This window comes from Paenibacillus polymyxa (assembly GCF_001719045.1).
GTDB classification, from domain to species: Bacteria; Bacillota; Bacilli; order Paenibacillales; family Paenibacillaceae; genus Paenibacillus; species Paenibacillus polymyxa_B.
Map to the genome: position 1 here is coordinate 3,454,769 of NZ_CP015423.1, position 18,801 is coordinate 3,473,569.

The following is an 18,801-nucleotide window of genomic DNA, read 5'->3' on the forward strand; positions in this document are numbered from 1 at the left end:
GCAGCCTCAACTGAATTCTTAAATTATCTTGTACACAAATACTTAGCAGGTTTGTGGCCGTGAAGTGGCGTGATCTGCTGGGAGGGAGAGTGTCTTCAAGGACGTCTCTTCGGATTGTTTGGCCGGGGATTCTTCCGCATCCTGTTCCTCGCTAAGCGATAAAATTTCGCCGCGCAACTTCAGCATTTTCTGATCCAGCTCGTAGGTTGCACGTGCGGCTTCGGTCAATCCATTAACGACATGTTCAGGCACTTTCTTATCGAACTTATAGTACAAAATATGCTCCATACTGGCCCAGAAATCCATAGCCAATGTGCGCAATTGAATTTCAACCTTGATCCAGCGCGTGCCCTCAAACAGGATCAGCGGAATTTCCACAATGACATGTAGGCTCTGATAGCCGTTGGGCTTAGGATGGGCTATATAGTCCTTGACCTCCAGAATACGAATGTCTTCCCGTGTGTGAAGATGATCCATCAGACGATAAATATCTTTCACAAAAGCGCATACCACGCGCATTCCCGCGATATCATGAATTTCACGCAATATATTGTCCAAGGTGACTTCATGCCCTTTGCGCCGAACCTTTTCCACGATGCTGTGGGGCTCTTTGATCCGGGTTTTAATATGCTCAATCGGGCTAAAACCGTCTAACAGCTTCCATTCCGTCTGAATCAGCTTAATTTTATTCTTTAATTCCTCCAGAGCCAGCTGATAAAGGACGGGAATCTTTCTCCACTCCTCTAGTTGCTTGGCGTCGACACTGTTTTGATCCAGCTGTAGCTGAAATTCCTGCAAGGGTAATGGGACAGCATTCAGGTGCTTCCAATCCGGTTCATTCACAGAGCATTCTCCTAAATGAGGCTTATGATGTCCTCGATCTTTTTCGTAAAAATGCATTATCGTATACATTGTACACTATGTCAAAACCTACAGGCAAAGGAGAGACGATCAAAGAAAAAAGAAATACGACAAGAATTATAGTGGTAAAACCGAGTAATCCGATGTATAATTACAAAAATGCTGATTTAGAGCATTTAATTCTTTAAAAAAAATCACAAATGTAGAGTATCCATCATTAGATTAAAAATATAAATTACAGAAAAGAGGAAAAGAAAAATGGCAAAAGTAGAAAGTTTTCAATTAGATCACACGATTGTAAAGGCTCCTTATGTAAGAGCGGCGGGAGTAGAGCATGACGAAAAAGGAAGCACAGTACAAAAGTATGACTTGAGATTTTTGCAACCCAATGAAGATGCACTCCCTACAGCTGCTGTACATACGCTGGAGCACTTATTAGCAACGTACCTGAGAGATGAAATCAAAGGAATTATTGATATCTCTCCTATGGGATGCAGAACGGGGTTCTACTTGATTTTGTGGAATGAACACGAGCCTGAGGAAATTGCACTCGCTTTGGAAAAAACCTTGAAAAGAATTCTGGAAACGACAGAGGTTCCGGCTGTTACTGCTTTGGAATGCGGGAACTACAAGGACCACTCTCTTTTTTCCGCGCAGGAATATGTGAAGATTGTATTGGAAGCTGGTATTAGCCGCGATCCTTTCGAAAGAGTACTTTAAAATCTATGATTTCGATTGACCTATCTCATCGGACAGCGGTAGTGACAGGCGGCAAGTCAGGCATAGGCAAGGGAATTGTAGAGCTTTTCATTCAAAGCGGAGCTAAAGTGATTTCTGCTGATATTTCTTATGAAGGGCCGTATAGAGTGGTCAATCCACAGTTGGTTGAAACGCAATTGGACATATCGAAACCGGATGATATCGAAAGATGGTGCGATCTACTAATCAGCGAAACGGGAGCTCCTGATATATTGGTGAACTGCGCGGGTACTTCTACGATGGATTATGTCATTGATAGTGAGTTAGCTGATTGGGAGAAAGTATTTTCGATCAATTCAACTGGGCTGTATGTAGCGTCCAAACGTTTTGCCAAAGAAATGGTGGCCGCTCGTAAATCAGGACGAATTATTCAAATTGCTTCGCAGGCTGGAAAAAATGGATATCGGGCCATGGGCGGATATTGTGCATCCAAACATGCGGTTCTTGGCTTGACCAAGGTGATGGCCATTGAGCTTGCTCCGCATCAAATTTTGGTGAATGCGGTTTGTCCAGGTATCGTAGAAACGCCGATGAAACATCGTGAACGGATTGAAGGGGGCGTCATTCGCGGAATGACCGCTCAAGAAATATACGAAGAAGATTGCTCACAGGTACCTTTGGGGAGAACGGCCGAGGTGGAGGATGTCGCCAATGTGGTGCTGTTTCTGGCCAGTCCGCTCTCTGCATATATGACAGGACAAGCGATTAATGTTACAGGTGGAATGACGATGCACTAGCATACATGATCTGGGGGAAAACAACATGAAGAAATCGTTCGTTTTACTATTAGGGATTAGTTTATTATTGATTGCCGCAGGATGCGGTAATAAAAGTTCTGACAGCAATGGCTCCAGCGCCGCTTCCGGTTCGGAAACGCAAAAAGTAGTCATCGGCTCCATGGGCTCTGACGCCCAGATCTGGAAGCATATTGCCCAGTCCCAGGCCGCCAAGGATGCCAAGTTGGACATTGAAGTGAAAGAAATTAACGGCGGAATCGAAACGAACAATGCGACCAAAGAAGGCGAAGTAGACGTGAATGCATTCCAATCGTGGGCGTACCTGGTTAGCTATAACAAAGAGAGCAAAGCTGATTTGAAGGCTATAGCCACAACCTACCTGGAGCCCATGGGGATTTATTCGCAAAAATTCAAAAGCATCGATGAAGTGACCGACGGGGCTCTGGTAGCTTTGGCAGATAACCCAGCCAATACGGCAAGAGGTTTAAAGTTATTGGAAGCATCCGGTTTGATTAAGCTTAAGGCTGACTTTAATGATGCCTTGGGTACAGTCAATGATATTACTAGCAATCCTAAAAACCTGAAATTTGAACTAATTGATGACAAAACAGGACCACGAGTGATTCAAGATGTAGGCTTGGTGCTGATTGGGAATACAATTGCTTTAGAAGGGGGTCTGAATGTACTGAAAGATTCCTTATTCCATGAGGAGATCAGTCAGGCAACCAAAAATAATATTAACGTCCTGGTTACTTCATCTGATAAGGCGAATGACAAAGGGCTGCAAAAGTTAGCGGATCTCTATCATAACGAGGATACTCAAAAATACATTAAAGATGAATTTGGCGGCACCAAAGTAGAGGTTAAAGAGCCGGTTTCTTATTTGGAAGGACAAACTACAAAATAAACTTATGAGGTCAGCCAGTTTTTTGGGTTGACCTCTTTTGTTCGTTAGTAGTCGACTTGAGTTTGAGTATGGGTTTCGGTTCGATAATGTTTGGGGGAGAGTCCCTTTACCTTTTTGAAAATTTTCGAGAAGAGTAAAGGGTCGTTATAGCCGACTGAACGGGAAATATCACCGATCGAAAGTTCAGCGTTTCCCATCATTTCACATGCTCTATTGATCCTATAGCGAACCAAATAATCCTGAATACTTGTGTTCACTTGTTGTTTGAATAACGAACATAAATAGCTTCGATTGAGTCCGATAAAATTTGCAATGTGCTCAATGGTAATTTTCTGAGCATAATTCATTTCGATAAAATCCTTCACTTTTTCCACGTAAATTTCCGACCGGCTTTCCTTTTGTTCGGGAGGTGTTACCGGACCGAATTCTATAAGCTCCGATATCATTAAGCAAAGCAGACCGGTCAGTCTGGTTTCCCGAGCTTTATGGCATTCACTTGATTCGTTCATTCGCTGCAAATACTGATGAATCAAATGGTCTCCTTCAAAGTTGAGGATTGGACGCGTCATCGTTAGACCTGCTTGCTTGAGGAGTGTTTCTGCCAGTGCCCCGTCAAATCCAAACCAGCAATAAGACCAAGGATTCACTACATCGGCTTGATAATAAGTAATGACCTGGGGGCAGATTAGAAACCACTGTCCTTTCCGCAAGCGATAACTGAACCCACCGACCTCGAAGGTACCTTCTCCGTCCAAAATATAATGAAGCAGATAGTGATCTCTTATCGCAGGTCCAAAAAAGTGACTCGGTATGCATTCCTCTATGCCAAACTGAGTTAGATACAATTCAGAATGCTGTTTACTACGCGGCAAATATTCTATCACGCTAAATCTCCTTATGTAAATTATCAAGCATTATAACATAAATAGTGAGCACCATGCCATGTACTTCATATCTAAAATTAATATATGATTTCTGTAGAACCTACTGCTACATTGTTGAATCTTATCAAGCTTTACACCATATGAACATAGTTGATGGCTGTTACAAAATGCTTCTTCTGAGTGTCTTTTTGGTGTGGAACTCCGATGATTATTATCTAAGAGAGGGGTTATTTTCCCAATGGGTATCATTGTTCAAGAGCAAACAGGGCTGTTTCATTTGCAGTCGTCGGGCATGAGTTATATTATTCAGATTGTGGATGGATTTCCTGTGCATGTATACTGGGGAGACAGGTTGAAGCACCGCGAACCCATGGCTGACCTATTGCTTCACACTCCCGCGACGGCTGGATTGGATCGGCTACCGCAAGAATATCCGCAGTATGGGAGCGGGGACTTCCGTAACCCGGCGTACCAAGTAGAGCTTGAGGATGGAACTCGTATCACGGAGTTAAAGTATATTGGCTACCGGATCACTAAGGGAAAGCCATCATTAACCGGGCTTCCGGCCGTATATATCGAAAATGAAGACGAAGCGGATACGCTGGAACTGGAGTTACAAGATGACTTTTCAGGCCTTAAAGTTGTTCTTCTTTATACCGTCTTCGCGGATCGAAACGTAATCGCTCGTTCGGCTCGTTTGAGTAATGCGGGAGCCAAGAATCTTCGGCTTCTCCGTGCTCTAAGTGCCAGTGTCGATTTTTCAGGTAAAAGCGATTTAGAGTTCATGTATCTTTCGGGAGCATGGGCTCGGGAGGGGAATATTACCCGCAAACCGATTCTTCAAGGTGAAACCCGAATTGATAGTAAAAGGGGCATGAGCAGCCATCAACTCAACCCTTTTGCTGCATTGGTCACTCGGGGAACAACGGAAAGCTATGGTGAGGTATTCGGCTTTAGCCTCGTGTACAGCGGGGGCTTTGAGGCGGGAGCAGAAATAGATTCATTCGGCTCTACACGGTTTAGCATCGGCGTGAACTCCTTTGATTTTTCGTGGTTACTGAGCCCAGGTGAGAGTTTCCAAACGCCAGAAGCCGTTATGGTTTACTCCGGTCAAGGGCTGGGAGAAATGTCGCGTACATATCATCGCTTGTATCGGACTCGTCTTTGCCGAGGGAAATATCGGGATGAAGAACGCCCTATTCTGGTCAATAACTGGGAAGCTACCTATTTTGACTTCAATGCAGATAAGCTGGTATCGATAGCGAAGGAGGGGGCAGAGCTAGGCATCGAACTTTTTGTCTTAGATGACGGTTGGTTCGGAAAACGGGATTCCGACAATTCGTCTCTCGGCGATTGGTACGAGGATCGTCGGAAGCTGCCAGACGGACTCGCGGATGTCGCGAACCGTATCAATCGGCTGGGCCTTAAGTTCGGGCTCTGGTTTGAGCCAGAGATGATCTCTCCAGACAGCGAGTTGTACCGGGAGCATCCAGATTGGTGCCTTCACGTTCCAGGACGGCGACGCAGTGAAGCCAGATGGCAGTTGGTGCTGGACTATACTCGCAAGGAAGTACGCGATTACATCTACGATTCGCTGGCTGCCATTTTCTCCAGCGCCCCAGTTTCTTACGTGAAATGGGATATGAATCGCTGCCTGACGGAAATTGGTTCCGCAGCTCTGCCGCCGGAGCGCCAATCTGAGACTGCCCATCGCTATGTTCTTGGATTGTATGAGTTGCTGGAGCGTGTCACCACCGAATTTCCGCATATTCTTTTCGAGAGCTGTTCAAGTGGCGGAGGACGCTTTGATCCAGGCATGCTTTACTACATGCCTCAAGTCTGGACTAGTGATAATACCGATGCGGTGGAACGTCTGAAGATTCAATATGGAACTAGCCTTGTCTATCCTGTAAGCGCCATCGGAGCGCATGTGTCGGCAGTTCCGAACCATCAAGTTGGACGCATAACACCCCTTGATTTTCGAGGTGATGTCGCCATGTCCGGGAATTTTGGATATGAGCTTGATCTCACGAAATTCACCGATGAGGAAAAAGAGACGGTCAAACGCCAAATCGCAGTATACAAGCAGATACGTGGCTTAGTACAGAAAGGTGACTTGTATCGCTTAAAGAACCCGTTTGAAGCTAACGAATCGGCTTGGATGTTTGTTTCTGAAGACCAAGTGGATGCCATCGTCTACTATTTCCAAGTGATGGCTGTCCCGAACGCGCCTTGGCGAGCCCTGCGCCTTGACGGACTAAATCCAGAGCTCGAATATAAAGTTAAGTCAGGAAATAGCGGGCAAAAGTCTATCCATGGGGGGGATCGGCTTATGAAGTTGGGCCTCCCTCTTCTCTACAGACAGAAAGACTATGAAAGTGGATGGTTCAGGCTTCGGGCAATAAAGCCTGGTAAGGCTTAAGGATTAGTACAACAGTATAATTGCCGAAAGAGAGAAAACAATCGATGGAGTTATGCCCCTTTTTATATGAAAAGGGGCATTTTGCGCGCATCAGTGTACTGTTTGGGGAGGGGCAAGCCATGTTTTTTATACGAATGATGAATGACATGAAACTGAGAAAGAAGATGACGCTTACATTCATTTCGGTAGCTGTTCTTCCCTTACTGTTATGTGGCCTGTTTCTGACGGGGAAGCTTCGAGAGGCCGTCATTAAAGACGCCTTTATGCAAGTGTCCAACAATGTTGAGCGGGTCCGAAATCGTACAGAAGAATTGATCAAAGTGCCGCTGGACATCTCGTACCGGCTGACCAATGACAATCGGATGAAAATGGTAGCCAGCCAGAAGTATGACAGCTACATCGAAGTCATTCAGGCATACCGGGAGTATACAGGTATTCGTGACTACCTCCAGTTGTACAAAGAGATATCCGGCATCCGTGTCTATGTCTCTAATCCTGGAGCACTTAATAATTGGGAATTTATCCAACCGGATGATAGGATCACAACCGCAGATTGGTACAAGGAGGCCATCGCGCAGAAAGGATTGGCCGGCTGGAATTTAATTAAGGATGAGAGGGACGATGCCGATTATCTCAGCCTGATTCGATCATTTTCAGTGGATTCACCAGGACGAAAAGGGGTTCTGGTCATAAATGTTAACAAGCGCCAATTAAATTCAATCCTGAATCAGGAATCGTTCCCTACCTTGATCGTGGATAACCGGAATCAGATTGTCGCGTCCAATGAAGCAGAGTTGTTCGGGAAGAATCTTTCTGAAATTCATGCCGACGAAAATATACTTTTCCATCAGGAAGGAAGTTACAACATGCTCATCGATGGAAAAGCGTCGAAGGTGGTTATCGCCAATCTAACTCCACAGAATAGCTGGAATGGACTTCGCATTATTTCCATTTTTTCTGTTTCTGAGATTACCCGAGATGCTAATCAAGTGATATGGCTCGGCGGAATCGCGATCACAGCCAGCCTGATATTTGCAGCCTTGCTTATCTATGCTTCAGCTTCGCTATTATCCAGAAGGCTTCTTCGCTTGAGCAAGCATATGACCCAAGTAGGGGCGGGCTCATGGGAAACCTATCTCCATATCGATGGGAAAGATGAAGTGGGTCTATTATCGAGGGAATTTAACGCGCTCGTCAGCAGCGTAAACCATTTGGTCCAGGAGGTCCAAGAGACGAATCGCCAGAAAAGACTCGTGGAGCAAAGACAAAACGAGATCAAGTTCAAAATGCTGGCAAGCCAGATCAATCCGCATTTTCTCTTCAATTCTTTGGAGTCTATCAGAATGGAGGCCCACATTCGCGAACAGGACGATATCGCTAAAGCAGTCTGGCAGTTGAGCGCGTTGTTGCGCAGCAGTCTGGAGGCTGGTAACGACAAGATTCCAATGCGTAAAGAGCTTGAGCAAGTGTGCTGTTATCTTGATCTTCAAAAGTTTCGGTATGAAGACCGTTTGGAGTATCGCTTAACCGTTGATCCAAATTTGGAGGAAATGTTGGTTCCACCTCTGATTATCCAACCATTGGTGGAAAATTCTATTGTACACGGTCTGGATAATCAAGCAGAAGGAGCTGTCATTGAAGTGAAAGTTAAGGAAATCCCGGAGGGGGTTCGAGTTATGGTATGTGACAACGGTGCTGGTTTCACGGCCGATCGTCTCGCCCTAGTACAAGCAGAGCTTGCTGCATCCGTACATGAACAGGAGGTCCAGCGAATTGGACTACGAAACGTAAATGATCGTCTCGTCTTACTGTATGGGACCTCTAGTGCTTTACATATTCAGAGCGAGCCTAGGAAAGGCACTTGTATTCAGTTTTTCATACCTGGGGGTGAATCCAAATGATTAAGGTAGTCATCGTTGACGATGAGCCGAAGCTTCGTCAAGGGCTTCAAACGCTGATCCCATGGGAAAGCCTCGGATTTATCGTTACAGCTACGGCAGCCAATGGAAAGGAAGCACTGGGAGTCATCGAGGAAAAAGCTCCTGATGTCGTAATCGTAGATATCCGAATGCCGGTTATGGATGGCCTACAGTTGATTGAGCACTTGAGATCCAGCGGTCATCATTTGCACTTTATGATCCTCAGTGGATATGCCGACTTTGAGTATGCCAAACAAGCGATCAAATACGGGGTGTTCGGCTATCTCGTTAAACCGGTCGACATTGATGAAATGTCGTCCAGTTTAAAACGGATACGCGAGCGGATCGAAGAGGAGCGTCTTCAAGGGGAGTGGCGTAAGAGAGAGGTTATAAATCGGGATTTATACCTGCATAGCCTGCTCGTCCCTCAAGAGAGAACTGAAGATCCGGCCAAGTTGAGAAGTAAGGCAATAGAAGCGGATTTGTTGTGGAGCAACTACGAAGTCGTGGTCGTCTACCCGCGTGTTTCTGAAGTGGACCGTTCTGATGTCGCATACCAGCTTTCGAATGGATTGAAGGCAAAGATAGAGGGGCGGATGATGGGACTTGTCACAGTAATCCCCCCGTATACAGTCCTGTTGCTCAACGCGCCGCTGCGGGGAAGAGAACGGCGTGAAATTCTGCACAATGAGATTCGTAATGTTGCGGATAATGTCCGGTTCGCCGCTGCAACCGGAGGGATAGTATCTGCTCCTGAAGATATTTGTAAATCTTTTTTAAAGGCCCAGGAAGCGGTAAAACAATCCTTTTTCAGCGAGAAGAACCGACTGCTAGGTCCGTATCCTCTCTTTTCGCCTTCGCTGAATTCTCCCCGATTGTCTGCTGATAAAGCTGAGGAAACGATGGAGGAATTCATCTTCCGCCTGTATTACAGTCTGGAAGTAGGAAACCAAACCGCAATACTGCCATTATTGAACGAGGCGGCTGCATTTTTTCTCAAACAGGGGCAAGATGAGAAGTTGATCAAAGAGTCGTTCTTTTTTCTGTCCAATGCAATCATTCATAAGCTGACCGCGGGTTTCTGTATCGAGTTGAAAGAGACGGAGGAAGTTTCCCGTTTTTTAAATGGGATATACCAGCATGATCATCTATATGATCTTTTGGAAGAGACCCACCGTTTCCTGCTAACATTGGCGCAAGACTCTGAACACCGTGGAAAGGAGCTGGAATTCAAAAAAATGATCGACTTCATTCACAAGCATTATGCAGACAACTTAAGGCTGGAAGCGTTAGCCGGACTACTAAACTATAGTACTGCCTATTTAGGCCAGCTTTTCAAAAACAAGACGGGGGAGTACTTCAACACATATCTGGACCGAGTCCGCATCCAAAAAGCAAAGGAGCTGCTGGACCAGGGACTGAAAGTGTACGAAGTCGCTGAACGCGTGGGTTATACAAGCGTCAACTACTTTTACAGCAAATTTAAAAGGTACGAAGGACGTTCACCGTCGGAATATAAAAATCCATAATTTGTGGATGATTTTTTCCGAAATCCATTGTATGGGTTCTGACTCTCCTCTGTTTTATGATTGGTTTTAAGAGAGGGGATGAAAAAAATGAAAGCGGTAACAGCAAATTCGGAAAACGTATACAAAAAACCGAAGCGGAATGCTTGGAAGGTATTTAAAAGCCAGAGGTATCTTTATTATATGTCCATTCCGTTTGTAATCTGGGTCTTCATCTTTCAGTATTTGCCGCTATGGGGCTGGACAATGGCATTTCAGAAATACAGACCTGGTTTGAGTTTTTTTGAACAGAAGTGGGTGGGCTTGGAGCATTTTCGTACTTTGTTCCAAGATGATCATTTCTACCAAGTACTGCGGAACACGCTGGCTATGAGTCTTATGGGACTGGTCGCTGGTTTTATTGTACCCGTTGTCTTTGCTCTATTGCTCAACGAGGTCCGCATACAAGTGATAAAACGATTTGTTCAGACCGTATCTTATCTGCCGCACTTTGTTTCATGGGTGGTTGCTGCAGGCATTGTCACCAAAATGCTTTCAGCGGATGGCGGTGTCGTAAACGATATGCTCATGGGTCTAGGCATCATCGATCAGCCAGTCCAGTTTATGGCCCAAGGTAAATTATTTTGGTGGGTTGTAACTTTCGGAGACATCTGGAAGGAAACGGGGTGGAACGCCATTATTTATCTGGCTGCCATCGCCGGGATTGGTCCTGAATTATACGAGGCTGCGCGGGTGGACGGCGCTAGCCGATTACAGCAAATGTGGCATATCACGCTGCCGGGGATCCGGCCGACTATTATCATTCTCCTGATTATGTCTATTGGTCATCTGCTCGGTACAGGATTCGAGAAACAATTTCTGCTGGGCAATCACCTGGTCATTGATTACTCTGAAGTACTTGATTTGTATGCGCTTAATTATGGTCTGGCGATGGGACGTTACTCTTTCGGAACGGCCATTAATATTTTTAATTCGGTGATAAGCCTGATCCTATTGTTTGCGGCTAATGGAATCTTTAAGCGCTATACCAACGAGAGCATTATGTAAGGAGGAGAATGGACATGGAGGCTGTCAAAAGCACTACGCCGGTCGGCGGATTAAACAACAAGCTTCAGGCGAAATCACCACAAGACCGAATTCTGTGGATAGTTGTTTATGTTTTCATGATTGTGGTCACCGTTCTGACGATCTACCCGTTCTTAAATGTGCTAGCTATCTCTTTTAACGATTCGGTAGACACCATTAGAGGTGGGATCACCATCTGGCCAAGGCAATTCACGTTGAAGAATTACGACTTGATTTTCACCTATGAGGGGTTAATCACTGGATTTAAGATCTCCTTTCTGCGAACCGTCATTGGCACCGTAGCAGGCTTGGTCAGCGGCTCGATGCTTGCCTATACGCTTGCACGAAGTGATTTTCAAGCTAGAAGGTTCATCTCAATCTTTCTGGCCGTCACCATGTATGTTTCTGGAGGGTTGATTCCAGGTTTTATCCTGATGAAGGAATTGCATTTAATTGATACATTTGCCGTCTATATTTTACCAGGTCTTGTAAGTGCGTTTAATGTCTTCATTATTCGTTCCTTCATTGATGGTCTGCCTTATGCGTTACAGGAATCAGCCAAGCTGGATGGTGCCAACGATTTCACGATCTACTGGCGCGTTATTCTTCCTCTTTGCAAACCGGCATTAGCGACCGTAGCGCTTTTCTTGGCGGTAGGGCAATGGAACTCTTGGTTCGATACTTATCTGTTTAATGGGTCTAACGAATCGTTGACGACTCTGCAATATGAATTGATGAAAATTTTGCAAAGTACGACAACAAGCGCAACCAATTCCCAGGACGCTGCTAATATGGCCGAGCGTATGGCACAGGTTTCCCCGGAATCGGTCAAAATGGCAATCACCATCATTGTTACAGTGCCGATTCTTATCGTCTATCCTTTTCTACAAAAATATTTTGTTAAGGGTATGACGCTCGGAGCGGTAAAGAGCTAAACGAAGCAAACATTCATTATAATGGGAGGTTTCGCTCCATGAAGTCAAGAAAAAATAGAATGGTCGTGTCCTTCGTAATGTCACTGACTTTAGTCGCGACCCTTGCAGGGTGCAGCGGTAATAATCCGTCTGAGGCTACCAAGGCCGTAACAACAGGAGACATCACACTTACTTATTTTTCGGAAGACTCCAGCACAAATTGGAATAGCATGAAGGATCAAGTCGGTAAGGTCATCGCTGAAAAAACCGGAGTAACTCTAGATGCTGAATTCGCTGTCGGAGACCCGGTCCAAAAGATTTCGTTGATTGCAGCCACAGGAAACTATCCTGATTTAATCGCTGCTAAGGCGGATGTCGGCAAACTTGTCGATGCTGGTGCAATCATTGATCTGACGGATTTGATCGACAAGCACGCACCGAACATCAAAAAAATGCTGGGAGACAAGCTTGTTCGGACAAAGTACAGTTTGGACGACCCATCGATCTATGTGATTCCGACCTGGTCCGCTGTCGAGGAGAAAAAAATTAAACCCGACGTAGGGTTTAAACTCCAGCATCGTGTCGTCAAGGAAGCGGGATACCCGGACATTCGTACGGTACAGGATTTTGAAAAAGTCATTAAGGACTATATCACCAAGCATCCGACGGACGAAAATGGAAATAAAAATATCGGATTGTCCCTTAATGCCGACGATTGGCATATGTACCAGGTAACAAACTCAGGATTTCAAACGACCGGGGGACCAGACGACGGCGAATACTACATTGATCAAAAAACACACCAAGCGACTTATCATTTCCGCCGACCGGAAGAAAAGGAATATTTCCGCTGGTTGAATCACATGAACTCCATTGGATTGCTTGATCCGGAAAGCTTCGTGCAGAAGACCGATCAGTTTAAGGCGAAGGTGGCTTCAGGCCGCGTGCTTGGCCTTGCCGATCCAGAATGGGACTATGGCGACGGGCAAAATGCGCTAAAAGCGGAGGGCAAATTCGACCAAACATACGGTCATTATCCAGTCACCATGAGCAAGGAATATAAGGACACCAACTTTTGGCTTCCTGGCTTTGATGGGGGATATGGAATCTCGATCTCTAGCAAGTGCAAGGACCCGGTACGCGCTATCCAGTTCCTCGACTTTCTGGCATCGGAAGAGGGGCAAATCCTGAATAATTGGGGGATTGAAGGAAAGCATTACACGGTTAAAGACGGCAAACGGACGATTATTCCGGCTGTGCTGGAACGGATGAACAATGACAATGCAGCTTTCCAAAAAGAATCTGGAATCGGTCTATATTGGAACTTGTCGGTCCATTATGGTGATGGCATCAAGGACTCCACCGGCAACTACTTTACTCGTAGTTATCCGGAGATGCTGACAGCAACTTATAACAAGTCGGAGAAGGAAGTCCTAAAGGCCTATAAGATTGATCATTGGAAAGATCTATTCCCGAAGGAAGAAGAATTCCAACCGAGAGCATACGGAGCAGCCTACACGATGTCTCTCCCCAATGACGATCCGGCTGTTATTCTCGGAGCCAAGATGAAGGATATTACATGGAAACGAATTCCGGAAGCTGTCATGACCAAGCCGGAAAACTTCGATAAGGTTTGGGATGCCTATATGGCAGAGCTGGAGAAAGCCGGAGTACAAGAAATGGAACAATCCTTTACCAAACATATTCAAAACCGGATTAAGCTATGGTCCACCAATTAATTCGTTTTGCATAAAGAACGGGTCCGTTTCCACTTTCCAATTGGAGAGGAGACGGTCCTTTTTCATTAAGGTTTGCTATAGACTGCATTCATTCAAGTTACAAACCAACAGCGGCCGCCTCGGTTATTTTCTGAGGTGGCCGCTGTTCGTTAGGGGCAGGCTTCTGCGTTACTTCATGGTGCTGGGTGGGACGGTACAGTTATGGGCACGTTCAAAGTAATTACCAATTTGTCGACGTTGTTATCAGAATCCATCCACATACCCATCGTCCGAATATCTGCTACCTTCCGTGATATGGTGAGCCCCGTAAGAGCGCCTTACTCCGCTTCATTCTTGGAGGAAGTAAATAGGTCTTGAGGAAGCTCATCCCTCGTGATCACGTAATCGCTGTTGAACACTTTTATGAGATGATCCAGGGAGTTATATTGTCCGTTGCGGACGAAATCGCCCGTCCATGTGGTGAAAAAGAGCCAATGCGCTGAATATGCTTGAAGCAATTCGGGATCGCCAATTGGGCCGTTTTCGGACAGACCAACCAGCTTCTTGCCTTGCACGAGATTTACCAAGCTGTCGTACTTGCCGATACTTGGGTGATAATTAGCCGCCGGGTTGTAGATATCCACACTTACAATATCGACGACATCGTCCCCCGGATACCATTCGGGGCTCTCGGAGTTCCATACCCAGATCAGATTGTTCAGGTGATGGTAGTGTGTTAGACGGTCGTACATGATACGGTACAGCTGCTTGGCGGAGTCTGGCCCTTGGGCGCCCCACCAAAACCATCTGCCTTCCGCCTCGTGCAGTGGTCTCCACAGCACCGGAACGTGAGCGTCTTGGAGGCGTTTCAACTGAACGGCAATGGCATCAATGTCTCGCAGGATTAGCTGATATTCTTCCGACTCGGGATGATTAAGCGCATATTGAACGTCGAATGTAGTCGCCTCGGTGTAAAATCCACGCCACCATTCTTTGCCTGGAATGTCATGTAGACCCTTAGGGGCATTCCAGTGCCATACAAACGTGACAATTCCACCTTCTTTGGCCCATTGGATCGCCTTGTCCACCTCAGTTGAGGTGGCACCATGCTCGACGCGAGAGGGGGAGTAATCCATCATGTCCGTTGACAACATCGCAGGATACTTTCCAGTCTGGTCTTTAATCCACTGGGCATCCTCAAGAGTGTGCTGACCGGAAAGAATTTTGTCCCCGTAAACATCCACGAGATAACCCATGAGTGCCTTGGTTTCCGCAGTCGCATTCGGGTTTACCGGCTTTTTCTCAATCTGATGCAGTTTCGGGGGGAGCACTGCTGCCAGCTTGATGTAGTCGATATGATACTGGCCCAAGTCGACATTGAACTGTATTGTGTTGTTTCCCGAATTCAGCATGATTTTACCGCCGGATACCTCGGAATAGCTTGCTGTTGTCGGAAGGGATATTTCGCTTGTCTGACCGTTGACCACCATATGGGTCTTTTTGTAACTATTTGGATTGCTGTAACCGATTGCAATATTGTAAAAGCCACTTGAAGCTGCGTTATAGGCAAGGGTTAACGACCCTGTGCCTTTAAAGGCTGCGTAACCGGTACCAGAATAGCCCGTGCTGGCGGTTTCGGTGCTGACCTCACCCGTAATGACTCCGTCTTCGGCTTCAATTTTGCTGTTTGTAGCAGGCAAACTGGCGAATTCAACCTTCACGTATTCGATCCCGTAATATCCCCAGCCTCTTGAAAAAGTAACCTCGTTTGTACCGGCTTTCAACATGATTTTGCTTACCAACTTCTCGTTTACAACCGCACCTTCCGGAGGGGGAACCAGCGTTATGCTTTCAGCCATTGTACCATTGACCTCGAAGCTGGTATCCTTGGAGCCGGTGTTCGCCGGAATATAGTAACCGAGGCTCAGCTTATATAGACCTGCTGTCGGCACATTCACTTTAAACGTAGCCGTCCCGTCAGACTTGCCCGAATTTGGGTCATAATCATAAAAGAAGGATACATAGCCGTCGCCTTTATAAAGTGTATCGCCGGTATAGGGAGTATCCCGTTTTTCTACGCCGTAACCTTGAATAATTGCATCTTTGGAGCTGACAACTGTAGAAGGAGATTTGCCATTAGTGGATAAATCTTGACTTGCATCCATCGTCGTTTTGTCTTCAACATGGGTGACCAAGTTAGTTGATTCTGCTTTTGCTAAGCTTGGAATTAAATCGAGAGATACCAACAAAAAAGATAAGAGAACAAAACTAAGAATGCCGAAAAACCTTCTTTTCCATGGATCTGGCATATGACTCACTCCTTGAATTAGATGTTACCACCCTAATTGTCCTGCGGCGCAGATTGAAGAAACCGTTTTCAAAAATAAAAAAATTAAATAATAAACAACTGCTTTCATAATCCCATCTTCATTTGTATGCGTTTTCAATATTTTCTTTTAAGTTTTTTTAGTTCATCACCTCTCTTTAATTTCATCATAAATTAGAGGCGAGGCAGGAACCATACTATGAATTTCGGAAGAAATCATCCTTAAATTATGGATTTTTAACTCCGATGGTAAACAAACTTCATATCTTCTGAATTTGTCTGGGCGAAATTTGCTGAACGAATTCTTCCTTAATTGATGAATTCATTTCTAAATTTCCGGAATTCTTTAGGTGTTTTTTTATGATGTTTCTTAAAAGACTGAATGAAGTGATTTACATGATTGAACCCCACTCTGTGGGCTATTTCAGTTATTGTAGAATCTGTTGAAATTAATAACTCGCTGCTTTTCTTGATACGGTACTTAATTAAGTAGTCGTAAGGTGTCATATGAATAGTTCTCTTAAAACTACGAGTGCATTCCGAAATACTTAAATGTGCTATAGCAGCAATTTCTTGCAGTGTTATATTGTCTGAGTAGTTTTGATGGATAAAGCTGAGCATCAATTGAAGTCGCTCCTGTTGCAATTTCATGTATTTAGGTGCTTCCTCAGAAGACAGCGAAATATTAGATATTAAGACTAACCATAATTGTGCCGTTTTGATGGAAACCTCGTATTCCCAGCCCCACTTTTTTTTCATATCAAATTTCTGTTTCATATCCCAAAGCATTTGCAGTATTTGAATTTGCCATTCAACATCTCCTTTGATTACGAATGACAATAAGAGAGAGTTTGTATAAGGAAGTACATAATTTTTTTCCATCGCACTATCTGCATAAAAGGCCAACAGCTTCTCAGGGAAATTAAAACTGACATATTGACCGTTATGTGTAAGGTGTGTAGTAACGTGAAGAACACCTTTATTAATTAAAATGGCCTGACCTGTTTGTAATTCATGATCAATCCCGTTAACTTGTATCACTAGCTTTCCTTTGGTAACCAAAGTGATTTGTAGTTCCTCATGCCAATGTAAATCGTTGAATCCTCTACCTTCAGGATTACTTGCATGAATAGTATGGGTGTACATGATGTATGGAAATGAAACATCGGGATATAGAATGGTCTCATGCAATTGTTTTTCCATTTTAGCGAGGTCCTTTCTGATGACGATATTTCTATATAAATTAAAGATATAGTTACACAAATAAAATAAAAGTGGTGATATTATTATACCAGATCTTCGGCTTATCATTACAATCCTGTGCACAGGCGATTGGATAAGACATCTTGGAGGCGTACATGTGAAAATAAATCAATCGTCGTTACCGTTTCATCCGTATATCTTGCTTTTAATCAGCATATTGTCTGTTTCTATCTCATCCATCATGATAAAATCCTCCGATACTCCAACCTCTGTGGCTGGGATGTACAGATTGTATATGTCAGTACTCATAATGCTTCCTTTTGTACCTTGGAAAATGTTCCGTTCCTTAGAAATGAACAAAAAAGATTGGAGTACCGTTTTCATAGCGGGTCTTTTTCTCGGGTTATATTTCTTATTCTGGATGGAATCTTTAGTATATACCTCAGTTGCGAGCTCCATGGTCATTCTATCGTTACAGCCTTTATTTGTAATGATGGGTTCATACTTTATGTTCAGAGAACGAGCAAACATATTGACCCTTCTTTGTTTGATCGCCGCTCTTGTCGGTTCAATCATTATAGCTTGGGGAGACATTGGGATTTCGAGAGAGGCATTAATCGGAGATGGATTATCTTTAGTAGGAACAATTTTGGTTTCAGCATATATGTTGGCAGGACAGAAAGTAAGTCACAAAATAAATGCAAATGTATATAGTGTTATTGTTTTTTTTATTGGTGGCAGCGTCATGCTGGTCTACAATTTATTGAATCATTATGCCTTGATCAAATATGACTCGTCGGATTGGATGTATTTCTTGTTACTTGCAGTAATCCCAACTATTTTTGGACAATATATTTTTAATCTGTTGTTGAAATCAATGGGTGCAACTACGGTCTCAGTTGGTATTATTGGAGAGCCTGTTCTTGCCATAATTCTCGCCTACTTATTCTTGGGAGAAATAATCTCTGCATTTCAATTCATAGGTGGAATCATGACTTTATTCGGTATGGGGATGTATTTTTGGGCAAAATCTTTAAAGTATACTACAGTTGCAAAATATTAAATTTGAAACTGATTATCGCGAAATTGAAGAAAATAATCGATGAGGAGAATGTTTAGATGGCAACGATTGATGATTTTTTGAAACTAGATATTCGAGTTGGAACCATAATTAAAGCTGAATTTTTTGCAGAAGCAAAAGTACCTGCTATTAAACTTGAAATTGATTTTGGACAAGATATCGGAATAAAAGCTTCGAGTGCACAAATTACAAAAAGATATGTGGCTGAAGATATTATAGGGGAACAAATCATAGGTGTAGTCAACTTTCCACCTCGACGGATAGCAGGCTTTAAGTCAGAGGTATTGGTCCTTGGAGGAATACCCGAAAAGGGGGATGTGGTTCTATTGAAACCAGATACCAAACTACCTGACGGAACACCTATTGGGTGATGGAACGCTTGTTTAATCATTAAAATATATAACTTCACAACAGGCAAGGCATTGAACTAACGGGATACGATCGTTCGATAGCAAGTTAAAACAGATAGCGGCAGACGA

The 18,801-nt window shown here is 44.3% G+C and carries 15 protein-coding genes; 11 read left to right on the top strand and 4 right to left on the bottom strand.

All coding sequences use genetic code 11. The features are described 5' to 3' along the window. Positions 1-42 precede the first annotated feature (42 nt). Complete coding sequence (locus AOU00_RS15440; protein ID WP_061829985.1) at positions 43-843, bottom strand: GTP pyrophosphokinase; 801 nt, start codon at positions 841-843, stop codon at positions 43-45. 276 nt (positions 844-1,119) lie between these two features. Here AOU00_RS15440 and AOU00_RS15445 point away from each other — a divergent pair, with 276 nt between their 5' ends. The 3 genes from AOU00_RS15445 to AOU00_RS15455 are packed head-to-tail and all read left to right on the top strand — an operon-like array spanning position 1,120 to position 3,264. Further along, positions 1,120-1,581, top strand: a complete 462-nt coding sequence (locus tag AOU00_RS15445) for an S-ribosylhomocysteine lyase (protein ID WP_029515967.1) — start codon at positions 1,120-1,122, stop codon at positions 1,579-1,581. A 5-nt stretch (positions 1,582-1,586) separates the two neighbouring features. Then, positions 1,587-2,357, top strand: a complete 771-nt coding sequence (locus tag AOU00_RS15450) for an SDR family NAD(P)-dependent oxidoreductase (protein ID WP_069290992.1) — start codon at positions 1,587-1,589, stop codon at positions 2,355-2,357. 25 nt (positions 2,358-2,382) lie between these two features. Next, entirely contained in the window at positions 2,383-3,264 is an 882-nt protein-coding gene (locus AOU00_RS15455) for a MetQ/NlpA family ABC transporter substrate-binding protein (protein WP_069290993.1), read from the top strand. A gap of 44 nt (positions 3,265-3,308) precedes the next feature. On the opposite strand, the gene AOU00_RS15460 is transcribed toward AOU00_RS15455, so the two are convergent. Beyond that, positions 3,309-4,148, bottom strand: coding sequence for an AraC family transcriptional regulator (locus AOU00_RS15460; RefSeq protein WP_069290994.1), 840 nt, complete (start codon positions 4,146-4,148; stop codon positions 3,309-3,311). A 238-nt stretch (positions 4,149-4,386) separates the two neighbouring features. Here AOU00_RS15460 and AOU00_RS15465 point away from each other — a divergent pair, with 238 nt between their 5' ends. The 6 genes from AOU00_RS15465 to AOU00_RS15490 all read left to right on the top strand — a co-directional run bounded on the left by AOU00_RS15465 (position 4,387) and on the right by AOU00_RS15490 (position 13,733). Further along, entirely contained in the window at positions 4,387-6,570 is a 2,184-nt protein-coding gene (locus AOU00_RS15465; RefSeq protein ID WP_069290995.1) for an alpha-galactosidase, read from the top strand. A 119-nt stretch (positions 6,571-6,689) separates the two neighbouring features. Next, positions 6,690-8,471, top strand: a complete 1,782-nt coding sequence (locus tag AOU00_RS15470) for a cache domain-containing sensor histidine kinase (protein WP_069292055.1) — start codon at positions 6,690-6,692, stop codon at positions 8,469-8,471. Beyond that, complete coding sequence (locus tag AOU00_RS15475; protein ID WP_069290996.1) at positions 8,468-10,018, top strand: response regulator transcription factor; 1,551 nt, start codon at positions 8,468-8,470, stop codon at positions 10,016-10,018. Before AOU00_RS15470 ends, AOU00_RS15475 begins: the two co-directional genes overlap by 4 nt. Before the next feature lie 87 nt (positions 10,019-10,105). Continuing rightward, entirely contained in the window at positions 10,106-11,062 is a 957-nt protein-coding gene (locus tag AOU00_RS15480) for an ABC transporter permease (protein WP_069010822.1), read from the top strand. A gap of 14 nt (positions 11,063-11,076) precedes the next feature. Next, complete coding sequence (locus AOU00_RS15485; RefSeq protein WP_069290997.1) at positions 11,077-12,015, top strand: carbohydrate ABC transporter permease; 939 nt, start codon at positions 11,077-11,079, stop codon at positions 12,013-12,015. Positions 12,016-12,053: 38 nt separating this feature from the next. Next, positions 12,054-13,733: an ABC transporter substrate-binding protein gene (locus AOU00_RS15490; RefSeq protein WP_061829977.1), complete on the top strand. Its 1,680-nt coding sequence runs from the start codon at positions 12,054-12,056 to the stop codon at positions 13,731-13,733. Positions 13,734-14,050: 317 nt separating this feature from the next. Here AOU00_RS15490 and AOU00_RS15495 read toward each other — a convergent pair whose 3' ends face one another. Further along, positions 14,051-16,021: a glycosyl hydrolase gene (locus tag AOU00_RS15495; RefSeq protein ID WP_069290998.1), complete on the bottom strand. Its 1,971-nt coding sequence runs from the start codon at positions 16,019-16,021 to the stop codon at positions 14,051-14,053. A 326-nt stretch (positions 16,022-16,347) separates the two neighbouring features. Continuing rightward, positions 16,348-17,241: an AraC family transcriptional regulator gene (locus AOU00_RS15500; protein WP_069290999.1), complete on the bottom strand. Its 894-nt coding sequence runs from the start codon at positions 17,239-17,241 to the stop codon at positions 16,348-16,350. A 157-nt stretch (positions 17,242-17,398) separates the two neighbouring features. Between AOU00_RS15500 and AOU00_RS15505 the strand changes: the two genes are divergently transcribed. Together AOU00_RS15505 and csaA are read left to right on the top strand one after the other, a co-directional pair. Further along, positions 17,399-18,304 carry a DMT family transporter gene (locus tag AOU00_RS15505; protein ID WP_069291000.1) on the top strand — a complete coding sequence of 302 codons (906 nt, stop codon included), beginning with the start codon at positions 17,399-17,401 and terminating at the stop codon, positions 18,302-18,304. A 56-nt stretch (positions 18,305-18,360) separates the two neighbouring features. Further along, on the top strand, positions 18,361-18,693 hold the full coding sequence (gene csaA / locus AOU00_RS15510) for a chaperone CsaA (protein ID WP_069291001.1): 333 nt from the start codon (positions 18,361-18,363) through the stop codon (positions 18,691-18,693). The last annotated feature ends 108 nt before the right edge of the window (positions 18,694-18,801 follow it).

Coding starts and splice junctions, on each gene's coding strand:
- AOU00_RS15475 (WP_069290996.1), top strand. CDS start 8,468: ATGATTAAGGTAGTCATCGTTGACGATGAGCCGAAGCTTCGTCAAGGG.
- AOU00_RS15445 (WP_029515967.1), top strand. CDS start 1,120: ATGGCAAAAGTAGAAAGTTTTCAATTAGATCACACGATTGTAAAGGCT.
- AOU00_RS15465 (WP_069290995.1), top strand. CDS start 4,387: ATGGGTATCATTGTTCAAGAGCAAACAGGGCTGTTTCATTTGCAGTCG.
- AOU00_RS15480 (WP_069010822.1), top strand. CDS start 10,106: ATGAAAGCGGTAACAGCAAATTCGGAAAACGTATACAAAAAACCGAAG.
- AOU00_RS15455 (WP_069290993.1), top strand. CDS start 2,383: ATGAAGAAATCGTTCGTTTTACTATTAGGGATTAGTTTATTATTGATT.
- AOU00_RS15485 (WP_069290997.1), top strand. CDS start 11,077: ATGGAGGCTGTCAAAAGCACTACGCCGGTCGGCGGATTAAACAACAAG.
- AOU00_RS15500 (WP_069290999.1), bottom strand. CDS start 17,241: ATGGAAAAACAATTGCATGAGACCATTCTATATCCCGATGTTTCATTT.
- AOU00_RS15450 (WP_069290992.1), top strand. CDS start 1,587: ATGATTTCGATTGACCTATCTCATCGGACAGCGGTAGTGACAGGCGGC.
- AOU00_RS15470 (WP_069292055.1), top strand. CDS start 6,690: ATGTTTTTTATACGAATGATGAATGACATGAAACTGAGAAAGAAGATG.
- AOU00_RS15495 (WP_069290998.1), bottom strand. CDS start 16,021: ATGCCAGATCCATGGAAAAGAAGGTTTTTCGGCATTCTTAGTTTTGTT.
- AOU00_RS15490 (WP_061829977.1), top strand. CDS start 12,054: ATGAAGTCAAGAAAAAATAGAATGGTCGTGTCCTTCGTAATGTCACTG.
- csaA (WP_069291001.1), top strand. CDS start 18,361: ATGGCAACGATTGATGATTTTTTGAAACTAGATATTCGAGTTGGAACC.